Origin of the sequence: Rhizobium sp. S163 (assembly GCF_030380805.1) — a bacterium.
GTDB lineage: Bacteria > Pseudomonadota > Alphaproteobacteria > Rhizobiales > Rhizobiaceae > Rhizobium.
In genome coordinates this window covers 344,582-364,593 of the sequence record NZ_JAUDSA010000036.1, presented here as the reverse complement: position 1 = coordinate 364,593, position 20,012 = coordinate 344,582, and the positions used below count along the sequence as shown (strand labels likewise).

The 20,012-nt window shown below is 62.7% G+C and carries 18 protein-coding genes; 5 read left to right on the top strand and 13 right to left on the bottom strand.

Annotated elements, in window-relative coordinates; all coding sequences use genetic code 11:
* Positions 1-14: 14 nt before the first annotated feature.
* Entirely contained in the window at positions 15-437 is a 423-nt protein-coding gene (locus QTL96_RS26870; protein ID WP_112944944.1) for a helix-turn-helix domain-containing protein, read from the bottom strand.
* Between the two features lie 83 nt (positions 438-520).
* On the opposite strand from QTL96_RS26870, the gene QTL96_RS26865 reads away from it, so the two are divergent.
* From QTL96_RS26865 to QTL96_RS26855, 3 genes are all read left to right on the top strand, one after another.
* A complete protein-coding gene (locus QTL96_RS26865) occupies positions 521-2,821 on the top strand; it encodes a heavy metal translocating P-type ATPase (protein WP_289729843.1) in 2,301 nt (766 codons plus the stop codon).
* A gap of 212 nt (positions 2,822-3,033) precedes the next feature.
* Positions 3,034-3,777, top strand: coding sequence for a hypothetical protein (locus QTL96_RS26860; protein ID WP_289729842.1), 744 nt, complete (start codon positions 3,034-3,036; stop codon positions 3,775-3,777).
* 161 nt (positions 3,778-3,938) lie between these two features.
* The gene (locus QTL96_RS26855; RefSeq protein ID WP_289729841.1) at positions 3,939-4,265 is read left to right on the top strand and encodes a hypothetical protein; all 327 of its coding nucleotides are present in this window, start codon (positions 3,939-3,941) and stop codon (positions 4,263-4,265) included.
* A 73-nt stretch (positions 4,266-4,338) separates the two neighbouring features.
* On the opposite strand, the gene QTL96_RS26850 is transcribed toward QTL96_RS26855, so the two are convergent.
* From QTL96_RS26850 to QTL96_RS26840, 3 genes are all read right to left on the bottom strand, one after another.
* On the bottom strand, positions 4,339-4,491 hold the full coding sequence (locus tag QTL96_RS26850; protein WP_018899610.1) for a hypothetical protein: 153 nt from the start codon (positions 4,489-4,491) through the stop codon (positions 4,339-4,341).
* Positions 4,492-4,643: 152 nt separating this feature from the next.
* Positions 4,644-6,239: a phosphoglycerate dehydrogenase gene (gene serA / locus QTL96_RS26845; protein WP_289729840.1), complete on the bottom strand. Its 1,596-nt coding sequence runs from the start codon at positions 6,237-6,239 to the stop codon at positions 4,644-4,646.
* 86 nt (positions 6,240-6,325) lie between these two features.
* Positions 6,326-7,507 carry a phosphoserine transaminase gene (locus QTL96_RS26840; protein ID WP_289729839.1) on the bottom strand — a complete coding sequence of 394 codons (1,182 nt, stop codon included), beginning with the start codon at positions 7,505-7,507 and terminating at the stop codon, positions 6,326-6,328.
* Positions 7,508-7,794: 287 nt separating this feature from the next.
* Between QTL96_RS26840 and QTL96_RS26835 the strand changes: the two genes are divergently transcribed.
* Entirely contained in the window at positions 7,795-8,337 is a 543-nt protein-coding gene (locus QTL96_RS26835; RefSeq protein WP_289729838.1) for a DoxX family protein, read from the top strand.
* A gap of 74 nt (positions 8,338-8,411) precedes the next feature.
* Here QTL96_RS26835 and QTL96_RS26830 read toward each other — a convergent pair whose 3' ends face one another.
* Positions 8,412-9,260 carry an outer membrane protein gene (locus QTL96_RS26830; protein ID WP_289729837.1) on the bottom strand — a complete coding sequence of 283 codons (849 nt, stop codon included), beginning with the start codon at positions 9,258-9,260 and terminating at the stop codon, positions 8,412-8,414.
* Positions 9,261-9,636: 376 nt separating this feature from the next.
* Here QTL96_RS26830 and QTL96_RS26825 point away from each other — a divergent pair, with 376 nt between their 5' ends.
* Positions 9,637-9,840 (top strand): hypothetical protein, encoded by a 204-nt coding sequence (locus QTL96_RS26825; RefSeq protein ID WP_289729836.1) that lies wholly within the window; start codon positions 9,637-9,639, stop codon positions 9,838-9,840.
* Between the two features lie 77 nt (positions 9,841-9,917).
* On the opposite strand, the gene glmM is transcribed toward QTL96_RS26825, so the two are convergent.
* From glmM to tolR, 8 genes are all read right to left on the bottom strand, one after another.
* Positions 9,918-11,270 (bottom strand): phosphoglucosamine mutase, encoded by a 1,353-nt coding sequence (gene glmM / locus QTL96_RS26820; RefSeq protein ID WP_018899615.1) that lies wholly within the window; start codon positions 11,268-11,270, stop codon positions 9,918-9,920.
* Positions 11,271-11,509: 239 nt separating this feature from the next.
* Entirely contained in the window at positions 11,510-13,438 is a 1,929-nt protein-coding gene (ftsH, locus tag QTL96_RS26815; RefSeq protein ID WP_026283219.1) for an ATP-dependent zinc metalloprotease FtsH, read from the bottom strand.
* Between the two features lie 98 nt (positions 13,439-13,536).
* Positions 13,537-15,156 carry a tRNA lysidine(34) synthetase TilS gene (gene tilS / locus QTL96_RS26810; protein ID WP_289729835.1) on the bottom strand — a complete coding sequence of 540 codons (1,620 nt, stop codon included), beginning with the start codon at positions 15,154-15,156 and terminating at the stop codon, positions 13,537-13,539.
* A 12-nt stretch (positions 15,157-15,168) separates the two neighbouring features.
* The gene (gene ybgF, locus QTL96_RS26805) at positions 15,169-16,203 is read right to left on the bottom strand and encodes a tol-pal system protein YbgF (RefSeq protein WP_112980017.1); all 1,035 of its coding nucleotides are present in this window, start codon (positions 16,201-16,203) and stop codon (positions 15,169-15,171) included.
* Positions 16,204-16,383: 180 nt separating this feature from the next.
* Positions 16,384-16,914, bottom strand: coding sequence for a peptidoglycan-associated lipoprotein Pal (pal, locus tag QTL96_RS26800; RefSeq protein ID WP_026283220.1), 531 nt, complete (start codon positions 16,912-16,914; stop codon positions 16,384-16,386).
* Between the two features lie 156 nt (positions 16,915-17,070).
* Positions 17,071-18,381 carry a Tol-Pal system beta propeller repeat protein TolB gene (gene tolB, locus QTL96_RS26795; RefSeq protein ID WP_112944936.1) on the bottom strand — a complete coding sequence of 437 codons (1,311 nt, stop codon included), beginning with the start codon at positions 18,379-18,381 and terminating at the stop codon, positions 17,071-17,073.
* Between the two features lie 22 nt (positions 18,382-18,403).
* On the bottom strand, positions 18,404-19,531 hold the full coding sequence (locus tag QTL96_RS26790) for a cell envelope integrity protein TolA (RefSeq protein ID WP_047509331.1): 1,128 nt from the start codon (positions 19,529-19,531) through the stop codon (positions 18,404-18,406).
* A gap of 7 nt (positions 19,532-19,538) precedes the next feature.
* Positions 19,539-19,997, bottom strand: a complete 459-nt coding sequence (tolR, locus tag QTL96_RS26785; RefSeq protein ID WP_026283221.1) for a protein TolR — start codon at positions 19,995-19,997, stop codon at positions 19,539-19,541.
* Positions 19,998-20,012: the final 15 nt, after the last annotated feature.

Here is a 20,012-nt window from a genome sequence, read left to right as displayed (position 1 = left end):
TCAGTGGTGCCAAATCAGTGATGGTTATGCGCGCACTGCCCGTGGTCGGCCAGAACCTCGATCACCCGGCACTGATCGACCCGCCCGTGGCCGCATCCGGCGACCATGGCCTCCAGCTCCACCTTCAGCGCCATCAGGCTGCGGATGCGCTGCTCGACGTCGATAAGCCGCGCCTTGGCGATCGCGTCGGCCGAGGCGCAGGACTGGTTCGGATCGTCCTGCAGGATGAGGAGCGTGCGGATGGCATCGACTTCGAAGCCAAGTTCGCGGGCATGGCGGATGAAGACGAGGCGGCTGATATCGGCGGGCTCGTAGGAGCGCTGGTTGCCCTCGCTGCGACTTGGCGCGCTCAGCAGGCCGATGCCCTCGTAATAGCGGATCGTCGGCACCTTCACGCCGCTTTGGCGCGATGCCTCGCCGATAGTGATCTTTTTCATCATTTCCCCCTTGCACCTCTAGTCGCTAGAGGATGTAGGAAGGATGCTCGTCAATGACAAGGAAGCCCAAAAGGAAGCCGATGATGAGCGACAGGATCGAGAAGCGCTACAGGGTCGAGGGCATGGATTGCGCCAGCTGCGCGGCCAAGATCGACACCGCCGTGCGCCGCGTCTCCGGCGTAGAGGACGTCTCGGTGTCGGTGACCGCAGGTACCATGACCGTGCGCCACGACGGCAGCAGCGACCTTCCCGCGATCGAAAAGAAGGTCACCGGCCTCGGCTACGGCCTGCGCCCCTTCGCGACCACCGAGGCACCCCGCCCGAACAGCCAAAGCGCCGAGCATGTGCACGGACCGGACTGCGGCCACGATCACGGACACAGCCACGCGCGGGACCACGCGCACGACGACCACGATCATGATCACCATGACCACGCACACGATCATGCCCACGACAGCCAAGGCGCCCCCCCCGAAATCGAAGGTCTGCATGGCCACGACCATGCGCCCACGTCCGGCCCATGGTGGCAGAGCCGCAAGGGCCGCCTGACGATCCTCTCGGGCGCCGCCCTCGTCATCGCCTACATCGTCGGCCATCTCGTCCCCTCGATCGCGCCCTATGCCTTCATCGCCGCCATGCTTGTTGGGCTCATCCCGATCGCTCGACGCGCGGTCATGGCCGCACTGTCGGGCACGCCCTTCTCGATCGAGATGCTGATGACCATCGCCGCCGTCGGCGCGGTCATCATCCATGCTGGCGAGGAAGCCGCGACCGTGGTCTTCCTGTTCCTGGTCGGTGAACTGCTGGAAGGTGTCGCGGCCGGCAAGGCGCGCGCCAGCATCCAGTCGCTGACGACGCTGGTGCCGAAAAGCGCCCTTCTCGAAGAGGGCGGCGCAACCCGCGAGGTTCCGGCCGAAACCCTTGCCGTGGGCTCGACCATTCTCGTGCGCCCCGGCGACCGCATCTCCGCCGACGGCATCGTCTCGTCCGGCGAGAGCGCGATCGACGAGGCCCCGGTGACGGGCGAAAGCACGCCGGTGCGCAAGGGCGAAGGCGACGTCGTCTTCGCGGGAACGGTCAATGGCGACGCGGCACTGCGCGTCAAGGTCACCGCTGCCGCCGCCGACAACACCATCGCCCGCGTCGTCCGCCTCGTCGAGGAAGCGCAGGAGAAGAAGGCGCCGACCGAGCGCTTCATCGACCGCTTCTCGCGCTATTACACGCCGGGTGTCGTCGTCGTTGCCGCCCTCGTCGCCATCCTGCCGCCGCTGGTTATAGGCGGCGCCTGGGACGAGTGGATCTACAAGGGCCTTGCGATCCTGCTGATCGGCTGCCCGTGCGCGCTCGTCATCTCAACGCCCGCCGCCATCGCCGCCTCGCTGTCCTCAGGCGCGCGGCGCGGCCTGCTGCTCAAGGGCGGCGCGGTCTTGGAGACGCTGGGCAAGATCAACGCGGTGGCGCTCGACAAGACAGGCACGCTGACGGAGGGCAAGCCAGTCGTCACCGACATATTGAGCTTCGGAAAGCCCGAGGCCGAGGTACTGACCTATGCCGCGGCACTCGAAACCGGCTCCAGCCACCCGCTGGCGCTCGCCATCCTCGGCCGGGCCGCGCGCGACGCCATCGCCATCCCGCAGGCAACCGACGCCAAGGCGCTGGGCGGCAAGGGCGTAATCGCCACTGTCGCCGGCCTGCCGATCTTCCTCGGCTCCCCCAAGGCCGCCGCCGAACACGTTCCACTCTCGAACGAGCAGCAGGCACGCATCACGAGGCTCAACGACGAAGGCAAGACCGTCTCCGTGCTTGTGGTCGGAGACCAACTGGCCGGCGCCATCGCCATGCGCGACGAGCCGCGCGACGATGCCAAATCGGGCCTCAAGGCGCTGACCGACGCCGGCGTCAGGATCGTCATGCTGACGGGCGACAACGCCCGCACCGCCAACGCCATCGGCCAAGAGCTCGGCATCGAGGTCCGCGCCGAGCTGATGCCCGAGGATAAACAGCTCATTGTCGGCGAGCTGCAGAAGAGCGGCCTGAAGGTCGCCAAGGTCGGCGACGGCATCAACGACGCGCCGGCGCTGGCGGCGGCCGATGTCGGCATCGCCATGGGCGGCGGCACGGATGTGGCGCTGGAAACCGCCGATGCCGCGATCCTGCACGGCCGCGTCTCCGACGTCGCCGCCATGATCGCGCTGTCGAAGCGCACCATGCGCAACATCGGCGAAAACATCTCGATCGCGCTCGGCTTGAAGGCGGTGTTCCTGGTCACGACCATCGCCGGCATCACCGGCCTGTGGCCCGCCATCCTCGCCGACACAGGCGCCACGGTGCTGGTGACGATCAACGCTTTGCGATTGCTGCGGCCGATTTCGTCAAAGGCTTAAGACTGTGTTAACAGCACGCGTGGCGCGCCTTTTCCCTTGAATATTGAGGGGTGAAGAGCGCCACGCTCCCTAGAGCGTGCATTCTCCAATCAATTCAACTATATGCAAAATTAGGTAATTAAATTTTTCTTAAAAAGCGACGGCTGTTTGAGAGGTTTTTGCAAGGGGTTGCCTCTATCCGGCGCGAGTCATTCAATTTGCAAGGCTCGCATATGTTCCTAGACGGCATATTTTATCCCAATCAACCGCCCAGTGGATCCACATCCACGACCAGCCCTTCACAGAGCGCTCCGGAAACATCGACACCACCAGAGCAATCCGCTTCCCCCTCCCCTGCAAGCGAAGAGCCCATCAGCTATCCGCCCGAGGAAACGGACGACCAGACCTACACCGCTAAGCCGCAGACCGACCCTGAGGGTAATTCCGAGCCTGAGGCAGCAGCTCCGGCCGGAACCCAACCGCAGCAGGCAACCCCCACGCAGCCCGCAAGCGCGGCGGCAACATCAGGCGAAGCCAGCGAGCCAGCCGAACAACCGGCCACGGAAACGCAGCCGGCCCCCGCCGCTGAGCCCGCGCTGGCGCAGCCGCAGCAGAACGCCCCAGCAACGCCCGCCAACGACAATAGCAGCACCGCACCGGTGTCCGGCACCGGCGCGACCGACGGCACCGCCCCCGTTGCAACGCCATTGCCGACCGCTCCGACCCACACCGCAAGCGCTTCGGCCACGAAGTCATCGACGGCATCGGCAAGCGCAGTCGGTAAGGGCGATGACATCGATCTGACTGATCTGGTCCGCAAGCAGGCGGAGCAGACAAGCCAATCCCAGCGACTCCGGTCGATGTTCGCGAACGGTTCGACCGGCGCGGCGTCGCCATTCCTGTCGCTCTTCGGCGTGGAAGCCGGCAGCGATGAAAGCCGCGTCAACGCTGTCACGCTTCTCTACCAGCAGTTTTGACGGCGCGCGCCGCAAGACGTCCGCGATCACCATGATAAAGCCCGGCGCATGCTCCCGCGCCGGGCTTTCGCGTTTCGTGAGCCGCAACCGGAAGGCAGCGCTTGCCACATTCTGGAACCTATCTCTTCCTCGCGCGTTTGTGATCGAGGAGGAGAAGCACCATGACCAATGATTTCAATCGTCCGAATGCCGCGAACACCCCACCGGCGAAGAGTTCGTCGAAAACCATGTGGGTTGCAATCGCACTTCTGGTCGTCATCGTCGCCCTGGCGGCAACCTATTGGCCAAGGGGTGCATCCGCTCCCACGGCAAGCGCGCCGAGCGCAACGGCACCCGTGACCGAACCCGCGGCACCGGCAACGCCGCCCGCCTCGCAGGCCACCCCGCCGGCTGCAACACCACCGGCCGCAGCTCCTGCGACCCCGGCCCCGGCAACCCCCGCACCGGCGACGCCTGCCCCCGCAACACCGGCTCCCGCGAACCCGTAGTAGAGCCGGTTCGATCGTAGATAAGGAAAAGCCCGCCAATCCAGGCGGGCTTTTTTGCATGCGTGACCGATGCTTAGTTCTGGCCGGCCTTCAGCACTCGGTGCGTGCTGTCATCGACGGCATTGCCCATCTGGCGACCGTCCTTGGCGAGACCGTTGGCGGTGTTGGCGCAGGACGAGAGCGCCAGCAGCGAGGTGAGCGCAATGGCGACGGCAAATCGTGTCATGAAAATCTCCCTAATGATCGGCCGGAGCGGCACGCAATCAGCTAGATAGCGCCCGCCGGTCGGCGATCAACGCCGCCTCGAGAACCCGAAACAGAAAACCCGGCACAGTCGCCTGCGCCGGGTCTCTTCACATCTTCCCTGGGAGGAAAGCCTCAATCAACAGCAAATACGAGCGGCTTGGCCTGTCGGATTGCTGGGTTGGCGGTCAATTTTCCAAGGACGTCGTCGCTGACGGGGCCATCGACGTAGAGCAGCGCGATCGCGTCACCGCCCTGCTCGCCACGGCCGAGCTGGAAGTTGGCGATGTTGACGCCGGCGGCACCCAGCGTCGTGCCGATGAAGCCGATCATGCCGGGAACGTCGGTGTTGGAGATGTAGACCATGTTCGCGCCGACATCGCCATCAAGGTTGATGCCCTTGATCTGGATGAAGCGCGGCTTGCCGTCGGAGAAGACCGTGCCGGCGACCGAGCGGGTCTGCTTTTCGGTCTTGACCGTCAGCTTGATGTAGCCGTCGTAAACACCGGTCTTGTCGCGCTTGACCTCGGAAAGAACGATGCCCTTTTCCTTGATCATGATCGGCGCCGAAACCATGTTGACGTCGGCAACCTGGTTGCGGATGAGACCGGCGAGCAGAGCCGAGGTCAGCGCCTTGGTGTTCATCGTCGCGGTCGCGCCGTCGAACAGGATCTCGATTTCCTTGATCGGATCGTCCGAGACCTGGCCGACGAAGGCGCCGAGAACGTCGGCGAGCTTGATGAACGGCTTCAGGATCGGCGCTTCTTCAGCGGTGATCGACGGCATGTTGATGGCGTTGGAAACGGCACCCTTGACGAGGTAGTCCGACATCTGCTCGGCAACCTGCAGGGCAACGTTTTCCTGCGCTTCCGTGGTCGATGCGCCGAGATGCGGCGTGCAGACGACGTTGGGCAGACCAAACAGCGGGCTTTCCTTGGCGGGCTCGACTTCAAACACATCGAAGCCGGCGCCGACGACGTGGCCGGACTTGATGGCTTCGGCAAGCGCTGCTTCGTCGACCAGGCCACCACGGGCGCAGTTGATGATGCGGACGCCGGGCTTGGTCTTGGCGAGATTTTCCTTGCCGAGAATGCCGCGGGTCTTGTCGGTCATCGGCACGTGCAGGGTGATGAAGTCGGCCTTGGCGAGCAGCTCGTCGAGCTCGACCTTGGTGACGCCCATTTCCTGCGCGCGCTCAGCCGAGAGGAAGGGGTCGTAGGCGAGAACATGCATGCCCAGCCCAATGGCCTTCTTGCAGACGATGCCGCCGATATTGCCGGCGCCGATGACGCCAAGCGTCTTGCCGGTGATTTCGACGCCCATGAACTTCGACTTTTCCCACTTGCCGGCCTGCGTGGAGGCGTCGGCCTGCGGCAGCTGGCGGGCAACGGCGAACATCAGAGCGATCGCGTGTTCAGCGGTCGTGATGGAGTTGCCGAACGGGGTGTTCATGACGATGATACCGCGGCGCGAGGCGGCCGGGATATCGACATTGTCGACGCCGATACCGGCGCGGCCGATGACCTTGAGGTTGGTCGCAGCCGCGATCAGCTTTTCCGTCGCCTTGGTGGCGGAACGGATGGCGAGACCGTCGTAATTGCCGATGATTTCGGCGAGCTTGTCCTTGTCCTTGCCGAGCTGCGGCTGGAAATCGACTTCGACGCCGCGATCACGGAAGATCTGGACGGCGGTTTCCGACAGTTCGTCGGATACGAGAACGCGAGGTGCCATTGGGGGCTTCCTTCAAAAGGTTCAACGATGGAATGTAATCGGGATTGCGAGGCTCCGCTTTTTCAGCGGAGCCGGATGCGATCAACTCAGGCAGCAGCCTGGGAAAGCGTTGCCTTCTGGGTCGAAAACGCCCAGGAGAGCCACGGCATCAGCTTCTGCATGTCTGCAGTTTCGATCGTGGCGCCGGCCCAGATGCGCAAGCCCGACGGCGCGTCGCGGTAATGGCCGATGTCGTAGGCGACACCTTCCTTGTCGAGCAGGCTGACGATGCCCTTGGCGAAGTTCGCCTGGCCGTCGGCGTCGAGCGCCAGCACGTCCTTGTCGGTGATCTTCAGGCAAACGGAAGTGTTGGAAGCCGTCTCGGCCTTGACCGAAAGGTTGGCGATCCAGTCATTGGCGGCGACGAAGTCGGCGATGACCTTGGCATTGGCGTCGGCACGAGCCATCAGGCCCTTCAGGCCGCCAACATCCTTCGACCACAGCAGCGCATCGATATAGTCCTCGACGCAGAGCATCGACGGCGTGTTGATGGTTTCGCCGGTGAAGATGCCCTCGATCAGCTTGCCGCCCGAGGTCATGCGGAAGATCTTCGGCAGCGGCCAGGCCGGTGCGTAGGTCGTCAGACGCTCGACGGCGCGCGGCGACAGGATGATGACGCCATGCGCGCCTTCGCCGCCGAGAACCTTCTGCCAGGAGAAGGTGACGACATCGAGCTTGGCGAAATCGAGGTTCTGCGCGAAGGCGGCAGAGGTCGCGTCGCAGATCGTCAGACCCTTGCGGTCGGCGGGAATGAAATCGCCATTCGGAACGCGAACGCCCGAGGTGGTACCGTTCCAGGTGAAGACGACGTCGCGGTCGAAATCGATGGTCGAGAGATCGGGCAGTTCGCCGTAACCGGCTTCGATCTTGCGGACGTCCTTCAGCTTCAGCTGCTTGACGACGTCGGTGACCCAACCGGCGCCAAAGCTTTCCCAGGCGACCATGTCGACGCCGCGCTGGCCGAGCAGCGACCAGAGCGCCATTTCGACGGCGCCGGTATCGGAAGCAGGCACGATGCCGATGCGGTAATCCGCAGGCACTTCGAGAACTTCGCGTGTGAGATCAATGGCCTGCTTGAGCTTCGTCTTTCCGATCTTCGCACGATGCGAACGGCCGAGCGGCGCGTCGGAAAGGGCTTCGAGCGACCAACCGGGGCGCTTCGAGCAAGGGCCAGAAGAAAAATGGGTGTTATTCGGACGGACGTCCGGCTTCGCGGTGGCAGTGGCCATATGTATACCCTTCCAGGTAATTAGCCTCTCGTTGGGGAGAGGTGTCCCGCCGCCGGATTTATTCCTGGTGCCTGTCGCAGTCAAGCGGAAAATCGTCGTGGCTGGATGAGTGCGTTTGGCCACCGCGCAAGATCACGAAAACGTGATCAGAAGCCCTTGCACGGCTTGACGCAGATCAAGACCAGCGGGAGCGAACTGCGGAACATGGGGTTCGTAAGCAACCACATGCACCTAAGAAAGTGATTGCCATGAATGCCCCTACAGCCTTTTACAGCACCAGAGCCAATTTGATTATTCCTTTCATGTCGGGCTTCTACGACCGCTTCGCGGAACCCTTCGCATGGGCGGCCATGAGAATCGCCGTCGGCGGCATGCTTGTCGTCGAGGGATGGGTAAAGATCAGCCATCCGCTCGCGCAGGTCGGCTTCGTCGAGAACATCGGGTTCCATCCGGGGTGGCTTTGGTCGCCGCTTCTGGCCGGCCTGCAGTTTTTCGGCGGCTTCCTGATCGCGATCGGCCTCTTCACGCGGCCCTTGGCGCTTGCCAACACGATCATGCTCGCCATCACGCTATGGTACCATTTTGCCTTCCCTTACGGCTCGGAGTTTCTGACGCCGGCCGGTATCGAGGCACTGAAAAGCGGCACGACCGACTACTTCACCCCCGCCGCGCTCGCCCGGCTCAAGGACGGCGGAGAGGCCTTCCTGGAAGCAGTGCAAACCAAGGCGGAACTCGCTTCGCTGTTCTGGATGGGCGGCACGGGCCTGTTCGCAGCCTTCGGCGGCGGCGCCTTCTCGGTTGACCGCACCTTGCTGCAGAAGGAATTCTGACGCTCGACCACGCCCCAAAACAAAAAAAGCCGCCCGGCGTACCGGGCGGCTTTTTTCTGTTCAATGCACTGGCCTTACTTGTAGACCGGCTGCTGCAGCGGAATTTCCGGGGCAGGCTCGTAGGAAGCGGTCTCGCAACCGCCGAACAGGTAGCGGGCGCCGACGCGTGCTTCGTGAACGTTGAAGCCCTTGTCGCGGCCCGGGCCGCCGTTTTCGTTGTAGCCGAACATGTCGCCGCCGTTGACGTGCAGGAAGCGGTAGCCGACGTCGGCCTTGACGTTGCAGGTCACGTCGATCGACGCACCGGCCATCAGGCCGTAGCTGAAGCGCCAGCCGCCCTTGCCGCCGTGGATGACCGTGTCATCGCAACCATTGCCGCTGCCGCTGGTGTCGCAAGACGTGTTGCTCAGGTCCTTCCACTTGACGTAGGTGCCGCCGATGCCGGCGCCGACGTAAGGCGTGACGTAGCCGTAGGTGCCGAGATCGACATAGGCGTTGGCCATCAGCGACCATGCGGTCAGAGAGGAAAGATCGGTCGAGGAGCAGGTAACCTGGCAGGCGCCGAAGGCAGAGCCGCCGCCATTGGTCGAACCGTGGAAGTCGGACTTGCCGAGATAATCCAGCGTCACGTCAGTGCGGAGATAGTTGTTGATCTGGTAACCGACACCGCCGCCGATGGTCCAGGCGTCATCGAGATCGGCGCGGTCGAAGCTGGCTTCGCTGGCGCTGCTCCCGCCCTGGAAGAATTTCGCGCCACGCAGGTCGTTGAAGCCGTAGCCGACATCGCCGCGCAGATACCAGCCGGTCGCTTCGGTCACGGTGACCTCGGGAGCGGCGATCGGTTCGGCGGGCATGAGGTCCGCGGCATAAGCATTCGAGGTAATGAGCAATGCGGCGAAGACGCCAGACAAGCTTCTCTTCATGGATCCCACTCCAAGGTTCGACGCCTGGCAGGATCGAGCTCCGCCAGTTGAATACGTTTCGGTAAGGATAATGAAGTGGAAACGTTAAGCGCTGCTTAACTGTAATTGTCAAACATCGCCTTTTACTCAAAGGCACTGGCAAACCGCTGATTTGGTTTTGATTTTAATACTGAAGCACGCATCAGGCGGACGCGGTCAAAGCCTGCGGAGAGCACCACCCGCGCGTCGCTGCCACGCTAATAAAAAGCGCCCGACTTAACAAAGTTAATAGCGGTTCTGGCAGATAGGGCGTAGGGTGCATTGTCGGTCAGGACTTTTAAGGCAATGACCGCTTGGGAGTTACTAAGCGCTTCCGCCCCTTTATGGAGGTGCGCCCATGTCCAAGCTCAATAGAGCTATTTCGTTCGAAGAAGATCTATCGCCCGTTTTCGAGGCCCTGTCGCTTTGGTGCCGGGAGCAGAAATTCGGGCCCGACAGCCTGCAAGGCTGCGCAGCCGCATCGAGGCTGCTCGACTTCTTCGAAGACGGTGCCATCACGACACCAGCGCTTCTCGAACTCATGCGTCGAGACGTGATCTGACAAAATCGCGATGTAAACATGAAAATGCCCAGCCAAAGGCTGGGCATTGGAAGCTTGTGGACGGTGCCTGACGAATGTCAGGCGGCCGTGCGCACGCTTGAGATCGTGCCGATCAGGTCGTTGACGATACGCTCGATCTGGCTGCGATCGTCGCCTTCCGCCATCACGCGGATGAGCGGCTCGGTGCCCGACGGGCGGATGACCAGACGGCCGCTCTTGGCAAGCTCGGCCTCGGCCTCGGCAATCGCCTGCTGCACATGCAGGTCTTCCAGCGGCTTGCCGCCGGAATAGCGCACGTTGCGCAGAAGCTGCGGCACAGGCTCGAAGCGGCGGCAGATTTCGCTGACCGTCTTGCCGGTGCGCTTGACCGCGACCAGGATCTGCAGCGCGGCCACGAGGCCATCGCCGGTCGTGCCGTAATCAGACAGCACGATATGGCCGGACTGCTCCCCGCCGACATTGTAATTGTTGTTGCGCATATGCTCGACCACATAGCGGTCGCCGACAGCCGTGCGCACCAAGCCGAGCCCCTTGCCCTGCAGGAAGCGCTCCAGCCCGAGGTTGGACATGACGGTGGCGACGATGCCATCTCCACGCAACTGCTGGCTCTCGGCATAGCTTTCGGCAATGACGGCCATCAGCTGGTCGCCATCGACGATCGCGCCGTTCTCGTCGACGATGATCACACGGTCGGCGTCGCCATCGAGCGCGATGCCGATATCGGCGCGCACTTCATCGACCTTCTTCTGCAAGGCCACCGGGCTGGTGGAGCCGCAGTTGAGATTGATGTTGGTACCATTCGGCTCGTTGCCGATGACGACGACGTCGGCGCCCAGTTCCCAGAGCACGGCCGGTGCCACCTTGTAGGCGGCGCCGTTGGCGCAATCGATCGCGATCCTCAGCCCCTGCAGCGTCACGTCGCGCGGCAGCGTGCGCTTGGCATGCTCGATATAGCGGTCATGAACGCCATCGACGCGCTTGGCGCGGCCGATATCGTCGGACTTGGCAAGCTGCGCGCTCATGTCCTTCTCGAGCAGATCCTCGATCTGCATTTCCAGATCATCCGACAGCTTGTAGCCATCGGGACCGAAGAGCTTGATGCCGTTGTCTTCGTATGGGTTGTGCGAGGCGGAGATCATCACGCCGATATCGGCGCGCAGCGAGCGCGTCAGCATGGCGACGGCAGGCGTCGGGATCGGGCCGAGAACGAAGGCGTCGAGGCCGGCGGCGGTGAAGCCCGCGACCATGGCGTTTTCGAGCATGTAGCCGGAAAGGCGGGTGTCCTTGCCGATAACGACCCGGTGGCGGTGGTTGCCGCGACGGAAGATCGTGCCTGCCGCGATACCGACCCGCATCGCGAGATCCGGCGTCATCGGAAACACATTGGACTGACCGCGAATACCATCAGTGCCGAAATAGCGTCTTTTCATATGCACCCCTGTGCCTTGAGCGCGCGTTACGCTGCGCATCGTCGTGTCTGCAAATTGCACGCCTGCGCGTGTTCCCTCGCCAGAGAGGCCTTCATTGAGGCCACCTTATGTCAGCGGAATGCCACAAAACGCGGCAACCATCACGTCAATTAACGAGAAAATCGATTATATCCCGTTACCAACGAAAAAGGCCGGACACCATCTCGGGTGTCCGGCCTTCTCATGATTTCCAAAGAAAATCAGTGCGGTTGCGGCTCCATGCCACCTTCGGCCTCATCGCCCTTGGCAGGACGCGTGCCGGTCTTCGGCACGGCCGAGCCGCGGCTCGGAGGCGTGTCGTCACCGAGATCACGCGACGGCTTTTCACCGCGAATCAACGCCTTGATCTCTTCACCGGTCAGCGTCTCGTATTCGAGCAGGCCTTCGGCGATGGCCACGAACGCGTCGTGGTCGTCGGTCAGGATGCGGCGCGCTTCGGCGTAGGCTTCATCGATCAGCTTGCGAACTTCCGAATCGATGGTCATCGCCGTCGCTTCGGACACGTTCTTCGACTGCGAAACCGAGTGCCCGAGGAAGACTTCCTGCTGGTTTTCACCATAGGAAACCTGGCCGAGCTTGTCGGAGAAGCCCCACTGGGTGACCATCGCACGGGCAAGCTTGGTGGCCTGCTCGATGTCGGACGATGCGCCCGATGTGATGTTCTCCTTGCCGAAGGTCAGCTCTTCGGCAACGCGGCCGCCCATCATGATGACGAGGCGCGAGACCATCCACTTGTAGCTCATCGAGTAGCGGTCGCCTTCGGGAAGCTGCATGACCATGCCGAGTGCACGGCCGCGCGGAATGATCGTTGCCTTGTGCAGCGGATCGGCCACCGGAACCTTGAGCGCCGTGATGGCGTGGCCGGCTTCGTGGTAGGCAGTCAGCTTCTTTTCGGCTTCGGTCATGGCGGACGAGCGGCGTTCGGCGCCCATCATGATCTTGTCCTTGGCGTCTTCGAATTCCTGCATGGTGACGACGCGCTTGTTGCGACGCGCGGCCATCAGGGCAGCTTCGTTGACGAGGTTCATCAGATCGGCACCGGAGAAGCCGGGCGTACCGCGAGCCAGAACCTTGAGATCGACATTCGGCGCCAGAGGCACGTTGCGGGCGTGAACCTTGAGGATGCGCTCGCGGCCGACGATATCGGGGTTCGGAACCACGACCTGGCGGTCGAAACGGCCCGGACGCAGCAGCGCCGGATCGAGAACGTCGGGACGGTTGGTCGCGGCGATCAGGATGATGCCTTCGTTGGCTTCGAAGCCGTCCATTTCGACCAGCAGCTGGTTCAGCGTCTGCTCGCGTTCGTCGTTACCGCCGCCGAGACCGGCGCCACGATGGCGGCCGACGGCGTCGATTTCGTCGATGAAGATGATGCACGGCGCGTTCTTCTTGGCCTGCTCGAACATGTCGCGGACGCGGCTCGCGCCGACACCGACGAACATTTCGACGAAGTCGGAGCCCGAGATCGTGAAGAACGGAACGTTTGCTTCGCCTGCGACAGAGCGTGCGAGCAGCGTCTTACCGGTACCGGGAGGGCCGACCAGCAGCACGCCGCGCGGAATCTTGCCGCCGAGACGCTGGAACTTCTGCGGATCGCGCAGGAATTCTACGATTTCCTCAAGATCCTGCTTGGCTTCGTCAACGCCGGCGACGTCATCAAACGTGACGCGGCCATGCGCTTCGGTGAGCAGCTTGGCCTTCGACTTGCCGAAGCCCATCGCGCCGCGCGACCCGCCCTGCATCTGCCGCATGAAGAACAGCCAGACGCCGAGGATGAGAAGCATCGGCAGCAAGGTGCCGAGATAGCTCAGGAAACCGGAAGAACCATCGGTTTCGGGACGTGCCGAAACGAGAACATTCTTCGTCTGCAGACGATCGAGCAGATTGTCGTCGACCACAGGCGTATAGGTTTGGAAGGTGGTGCCATTTTCAACATAGCTGCCGGAGACGCGGTTACCCGTGACGACGACTTCCTTGACGCGGCCCGCATCCACTTCACGCAGGAACTGCGAATAAGGGATATCGCGGGAGCTGGTCTGCGCCGGCGACGTCTGGAACATACTGAAGAGGGCAATCAGCAAAAGCGCTATGATTGCCCACAAGGCGAAATTACGTAAGTTAGGGTTCATCGAACTCCCCAGCACTGGAACGACCGCCTCATGGCGACCGCTTTATTTGGCTTCTAACATAGGATTGCGTCAGGCGGTTGCCAAGGCAAACCCATCAGTTAGATGGTTTTTCCGTCAATAAGACCTAAAGGCGGTTTTGGATAGGGGCGTGTTCCAAAGGCTGCCGCGAGGCTGGTCGCGAACTTGACGTCCAATCGTGTCAAAAAACGGTCGAAGGGCGCGAAATACGGCACGACGTCGATGTCATCGGCGAGATCGGGCGACGGGTCGGCGGCAAGGATGCGCGGTTGCGCCGCACGGGCTCGGGCGAGCGTGCTTTTGGGGAGGTTTTCGAGCAGCAAGGTAGCGCGTTTCGCACCGCCAGCTTCGTTGGGTAACCCGGCGCTCCCATGCTCTCCCGCTGCCTCGGCGCCGTCCTCCACTCTTCCCTCATTCCTGTGCTTGTCACAGGAATCCAGCAACGGCGCGTCCGCGCCGTGAGAGACTCTTTTGTGCCCAAGGACTTGGGCACGCTGGATTCCTGTGACATCGCCCGAGCGAAGCTTGGGCACAGGAATGAGGGAGTGTGAGTTAGGCGCTTGGTGCCCTACTACAGCGTCGGCACTTGCGGCGACTTCAGTCTCTACAGAAGCTTTAAAGGCCAAAGCACCGCCAGCAGCCGCCACCGTTACCTCAGCGCCGGAACCATTCGCCACCAGATAGCGCCCGTCCCAAACGCCATGCTCTCCGGCGCCAACCGTCAGCGGCACCAGCCCCCGCGTCTCCCGCGCCAGATACAGCCCATCGCGCCTGAGATCGAACACGACCCGCCCGGCAGTCATCCGGCCCGGCCGGCTCGCCGCAAGAAACTCGACCACCGCGCGAATCTGCTCCGCCCCAAGCGCAAACGCCTGCCCGCCGATAACAGCCGCAAGCCGCGCAAGGCCATGCCCGAGCACCGCCCGATCGACAGAAAGCCCAGCAACGCCAACCCGCACCAGCATCCCCTCATGCACATCGACATGCGCATCGACCCACCCGGCCGCAGCCTCGTCGAGCGCCACCCGCGCAAAGGTCATCGCCTCGATCTCGGCAACCGAGATCCCCTCTCCCGCCAATGCCTGGCGTGTCCGCACCCGCTCGTATTTCACGTCGTCGTTGCTAGGGTCATCGCTCCACCCGATACCGCGCAGCTCCAGCATCGCGCGAATATCCGCCCGCAGCGAAGACAGCAGCGGTCGCGCGATCCAGATGCGGCGGTCGAAGAGAACCAGATCGGCGATCCCGGTCGTGGTGGCGGCAGAGCGTTGGCCGCGCATGGCAAAGGTCTCGCGCTGATCGTCGAGCGTGTGGCCGGTCACAATAATGTCAGCGCCGAGTTCAAGAGCCGCCTCGGCGAGCAGCCCGTAGCGGGCGTCGCGCGCCGCCGCCATGATGCCGGTCTTCGGCTTGGTGCCCTGCCAGACCTTGGTGACATGGGGAATATCGAGCGATCGGCAAAGAGCAGCGACATCGCGCGCTTCATCGGCCGATTGCGGGCGCAGCGCGTGGTCGACGGTCGCGGCGCAGAGGGAAATTCTGGGATTGGGGTCGGCCTTCAGCGCATCGAAGAGCGCGATCAGCAGGCCGGTGGAATCGCTGCCGCCCGAAATCGCGACGAGAATGCGCGAGGGCTGGTCAAGCGAGGAGAGAAAGCGGCGTGTCGCCGTCTCTGGAGATAGGATGCCGCCCGGGCGCAAGACCGGAAAGCCTTAGCAGGAGAGACGCTTCTGTTCGCTCGCGACCTTGGATATGACGGCGCGGGAAGCCTTGGGATAACGCTTCGGCACTTCGCGCAGCGTTGCGCAGGCGGTTTCAGTATTGTCGAGTGCGGCGAGCGACATGCCGAGCTTCAGAAGCATTTCCGGCGCCTTTTCCGACGTGCCGTACTTCTGGTGCGCGTTGAGGAAGGTCTTGGCCGATTCGTTGAACTTGCCCTGCGAATAGAGCGCTTCGCCAAGCCAGAAATTGGCATCGGCTGCACGGGCGCTGTTCGGATACTGGCCGATATAGGCGTTGAATTCCTTTTCGGCGGTCGAGTAGTCGCCCGAAAGCACATGGCCGTAAGCGGCCTTGTACTGATCGGCCTCGCTGCCGAGAGAGGCCGTCTGCGAGCCGGCCGCGCCGACCGGTGGCAGCGGGCTGGAGCCGACTTCGGCGCCCGGATTGACCGAGCCACCGATCGGATTGCCGTTCTGATCGAACTGCATGGAGCCGAGCTGCTGCGGCGGCTGGCCGAGACCGGTGTTCTCAGGGACGTCGGTCGAGGGCGACGTTTCAGGTGCCCTAGAGGTCTGGATGGCGCGGGCGACATCGTCGCCACCGCCCTGACCTTGGCCCATTTGCTGGCCTTGCGCCGTCTGGTTGGAAGCCGGGATATCGGCTTCGCTCTTCTTCATCGGCTTGGATGCACCACCGGCGCTGCCGCCACCGCCGCCGCTCTTTTCCAGTTCCTGGAAGCGGAATTCATTGTCTTCCTGTGCCTTGCGGATGGTTTCCTGCATCTGCAGCAGCTGGAAGCTCATTTCTTCGATGCGGCCGTTCAGCTGGCGAAGCTGATCTTCGAGCTGCTGGATGCGCACTTCCGCGCCGCCGGCCTGCACGTTGACGACGGGCGCCTGCGCCGGTGCCTGGCTGGCCGTCTTGTTTCCGAAATGCAATCCGAATAGCGACGACGCGTTCGCCGACTGGCCAACCCCGGCCACCGTTGCGAGGCAGAGCATGCCCGCCACGACAAATTTCTTCATTTGGTTCGTCCTGTCCCAGTGATTCTTCGCGCCTCGATGGCACGAACAGGAGATTTTTCCAATTGCTTTCAAAAAGCAACGGAGTTCGGCCAAAGTGTGTTCAAAAAGAAAAGGCGGCCCGCGATGGAGCCGCCTTTCCAATTTGTAATAAAACCCGGCATTTTATCGCCGGATCGGCAATTACATGCCGGCGCCACCGAGAACGGTAACGGCGCGGCGGTTCTGCGACCAGCAGGAGATGTCGTCGCAAACGGCGACCGGACGTTCCTTGCCGTAGGAGATGGTCTTCATGCGCTGAGCCGGAACGCCGCGCGAAGCGAGGTAGTCCTTGGTGGCAGCTGCACGGCGAGCGCCGAGAGCGAGGTTGTATTCGCGCGTGCCGCGTTCGTCGGCATGGCCTTCGATCGTGATTGCGTACTTCGGATAGCGGCCGAGCCACTGAGCCTGACGATCGAGCGTCTGGGCAGCGTCGGCGCGAACCGAGGTGCTATCGGTGTCGAAGAAGATGCGGTCGCCGACGTTGACGGTGAAGTCCTGGGCCGAACCCGGCGTTGCGGCGCCGGCACCGAGGCCGAGATCACCGGCGCTGTTGGCCATGTTCTTCTTGTTGGCGCAGCCGGCAAGTGCCAGACCGGCGACGAGCGCGATCATGACCGGGTTGCGGGCGAAGTTCTGCATGCGGCTCATTGCCGGGGTATGAATTCGGCTCATGGCCGGTCTCCTTGCGACTTGATTAAGGTTGCCGGACTGTAACCGTTCTCGGTTAATCGGCTTTCAAGAACTATGGTTAACGAATGGTTGATTTGGCCCTCTGTCGCCCCATTCGTAGATTTTTGAGGCGACAAGAAGGCAGGCATGCGGACTTCCCTACTCCAGAAGCGGCGACCAGGCCGGGTCGGAAGCGTAAGCGGGGGTCTTGATCATCTGCTCGTTGTAACCGCTCAGATCGATCGAGTAGAGCTGCGGGCCACCTGCACCCGCCGCCTGGCGGAAGAACATGATGACGCGGCCGTTCGGCGCCCAGGTCGGGCCTTCATTGTGGAAGCCCGTGGTCAGGATGCGCTCGCCCGAACCATCAGGCTTCATCACGCCGATCGAGAACTTGCCGCCCGACTGCTTGGTGAAGGCGATCAGATCGCCGCGCGGAGACCAGACCGGCGTGGAGTAGGAACCGTCGCCGAAGGAGATACGCGTCTGGCCGGAACCATCGGCGCTCATCTTGTAGAGCTGCTGGCGGCCGCCGCGGTCGCTTTCGAACACGATCTGGCTGCCGTCAGGCGAATAGGACGGCGAGGTATCGATCGCGGCCGTGGACGTCAGGCGCGTCGTGGTGCGCGAACGCAGGTCCATCGTGTAGATGTTGGCGTTGCCTTCCTGCTGCAGGCTCATCACCACCTTCTGGCCGTCAGGCGAGAAGCGCGGCGAGAACGTCATGCCTGGGAAGTTGCCGACCACTTCGCGCTGTCCGGTTTCCAGCTGCAGCAGGTAGACGCGCGGCTGCTGGTTGGCGAACGACATGTAGGTGACTTCCTGCCGGTTCGGCGAGAAGCGCGGGGTCAGAACGAGGTCGCTGCCATTGGTGAGCATGCGCACGTTGAAGCCGTCCTGGTCCATGATGGCGAGCTGGCGCTTGCGCTCCTGCTTGCTGCCGGATTCGGACACGAAGACGACGCGGGTATCGAAATAGCCTTCTTCACCGGTAATCTGCTTGTAGATCGCGTCGGCGATGATGTGGGCCACGCGGCGCCAGTTTTCAGGCTGCGTGTAGAACTGCTGGCCGGTCATCTGGCTGCCGGCAAACGTGTCCCAGAGACGGAACTCGGCGCGAAGACGGCCGTCGGCCTCCTGCGTGACGCGGCCGGTGACCAGCGCCTGCGCGTTGATGACCTTCCAGTCCTCGAAGCGCGGAGCGGCATCCGGGTTGGAGATCTTCTCGATGAAGGCATTCTTGGCGATCGGCTTGAACAGGCCAGAGCGCTGCAGATCCGCGGCGATAACCTGCGAGACCTGGGCGCCCATGTCGCCCTGCAGGAAGTCGGTGATCGCGATCGGCAGGGGCTCGACATTGCCCTTGTTGATGTTGATTTCGACAAGCGCATGCGCCGGCGTGGCGATGACCGCGGTGGTCATCATGCCAACGGCGACCATCAGGGCGCGGAAAAGGGAACACTTGGTCATAGAGGACAAGCCTTTCAGCATTTTAAAGGGCTAGATCGCTGGGGTCGAAATTGACGATGACTTCGCCCCAGGCGTCGTATTTGTCTTTCGGCAGATTGGTGAACGGCGACGACTTCATGACGGCGCGCTTGGCGCCGCTGGCGAGCGCCATGCGGGTCGATTCGTTGGTGCCGCCGATGGCTTCCACTTCGGGAGCGCCGATGATGTTGCCGTCGGGGTCGAGCTTCATGTGGACCCTGATGCGGACTTCGCTGGCGCCTTCCATGCCGGGAATGACCGACCAGTTGCCGGCAATCGCGCTGCGCAGCGCATCCATTTCGCTCATCGACAGCTTGGAGCCGCCGGTCGCCTTCTTGGCGCCGAGCGAGGCTACTTCGGTCGAGCTCTTGGCGCCGCCATTCGACGGATCCTGCTTGTTCAAGAGTGCGGCGATGTCATCGGCGTTGAAGTCGCTCTTCTGCGCGGAAGAGGCCTTGGCCTTTTCCTGCTTCTTGTCGGACTTCTTCTTGTCGGACGGCTTCTCGTCGGTCTGCGCCTTGTCTTCCGTCTTCTTCTCCGCAGGCTTTTCAGCCGGCTTCTGTTCCGGCGGCTTCGGCTGCGGCTTGATTACAGGTGTCGGCACCTTGTCCGGCAATGCTTCCGCATCCGGCTTCGGCGGCTCAGGCATGTCCTGCGGCTTTTCCTCGGCCTTCGGAGGCGTCGGCGCGATTTCCGGCTTCGGAGGCGTGATCGACGCGACCTGGCTCGGCTCCACCGCCGTATCTTCCTTCATGATGTCCTTCACCTCGTTGGGCACGGGATCATTTTCCGGAAGCGGCTTTTCGGAGGCCTTCGGTGCTGCGGCCGACTCGTTGTTGTTTGGCTTGGCGTTCGGGATCGGCGGCGTCTTCAGGTCGACCTTGTTCTCGCCCATGTTCTCGGCGTTTGCCACATTGGTCGGTTTGGAGGTCGGCTTCGGCGCTGGCTTGTCGCTCGGCTTGGCCGTCTTGTCTCCCTGCTGCAACTGCGTCAGGTCCTCGACAGGCACGAGGTTGACGGGCATGGCCTCGAAATCCTCGACCTTGAACTCCGACGGGGAGCCGATCGAAATCAGCGCCCAGGCGAGCAGAGCACAGTGCAGTACAGCAGATGAGACAATACTGGCCTTCATAGCTCTACTACGGGCCCTTCTTCTCTTGGGTGACGAGACCGATGTTCTTGAAGCCCGCACCCTGGATGCGTGCCATGACATCGGCGATCACGCCGTAAGGCGCGGCCGAGTCGCCACGAACGAAGATGCGCTCATTGTAGCCGGTGGTGGCGATCGCCTCGAGCTTGGCGGCGATTTCCTCGACCGGGATCGGCGTTTCCTGCAGGAACGCGGTACCGTCGTTCTTGACGGAGATCGTGATCGGCTGCGTTTCGGAATTCAGCGCCTTGGCCTGCGTTTCCGGCAGGTCGATCGGCACGCCGACCGTCATCATCGGAGCGGCGACCATGAAGATGATCAAAAGCACCAGCATGACGTCGACCAGCGGCGTCACGTTGATTTCGGAAATGGCGCCACCTCTGTGGCCACCGCGACGACGCCGACGGTTTCCACCGCCTCCGCCACCGCTTGGAGCACCCATACCCATGTCGTTCTCTCCGTT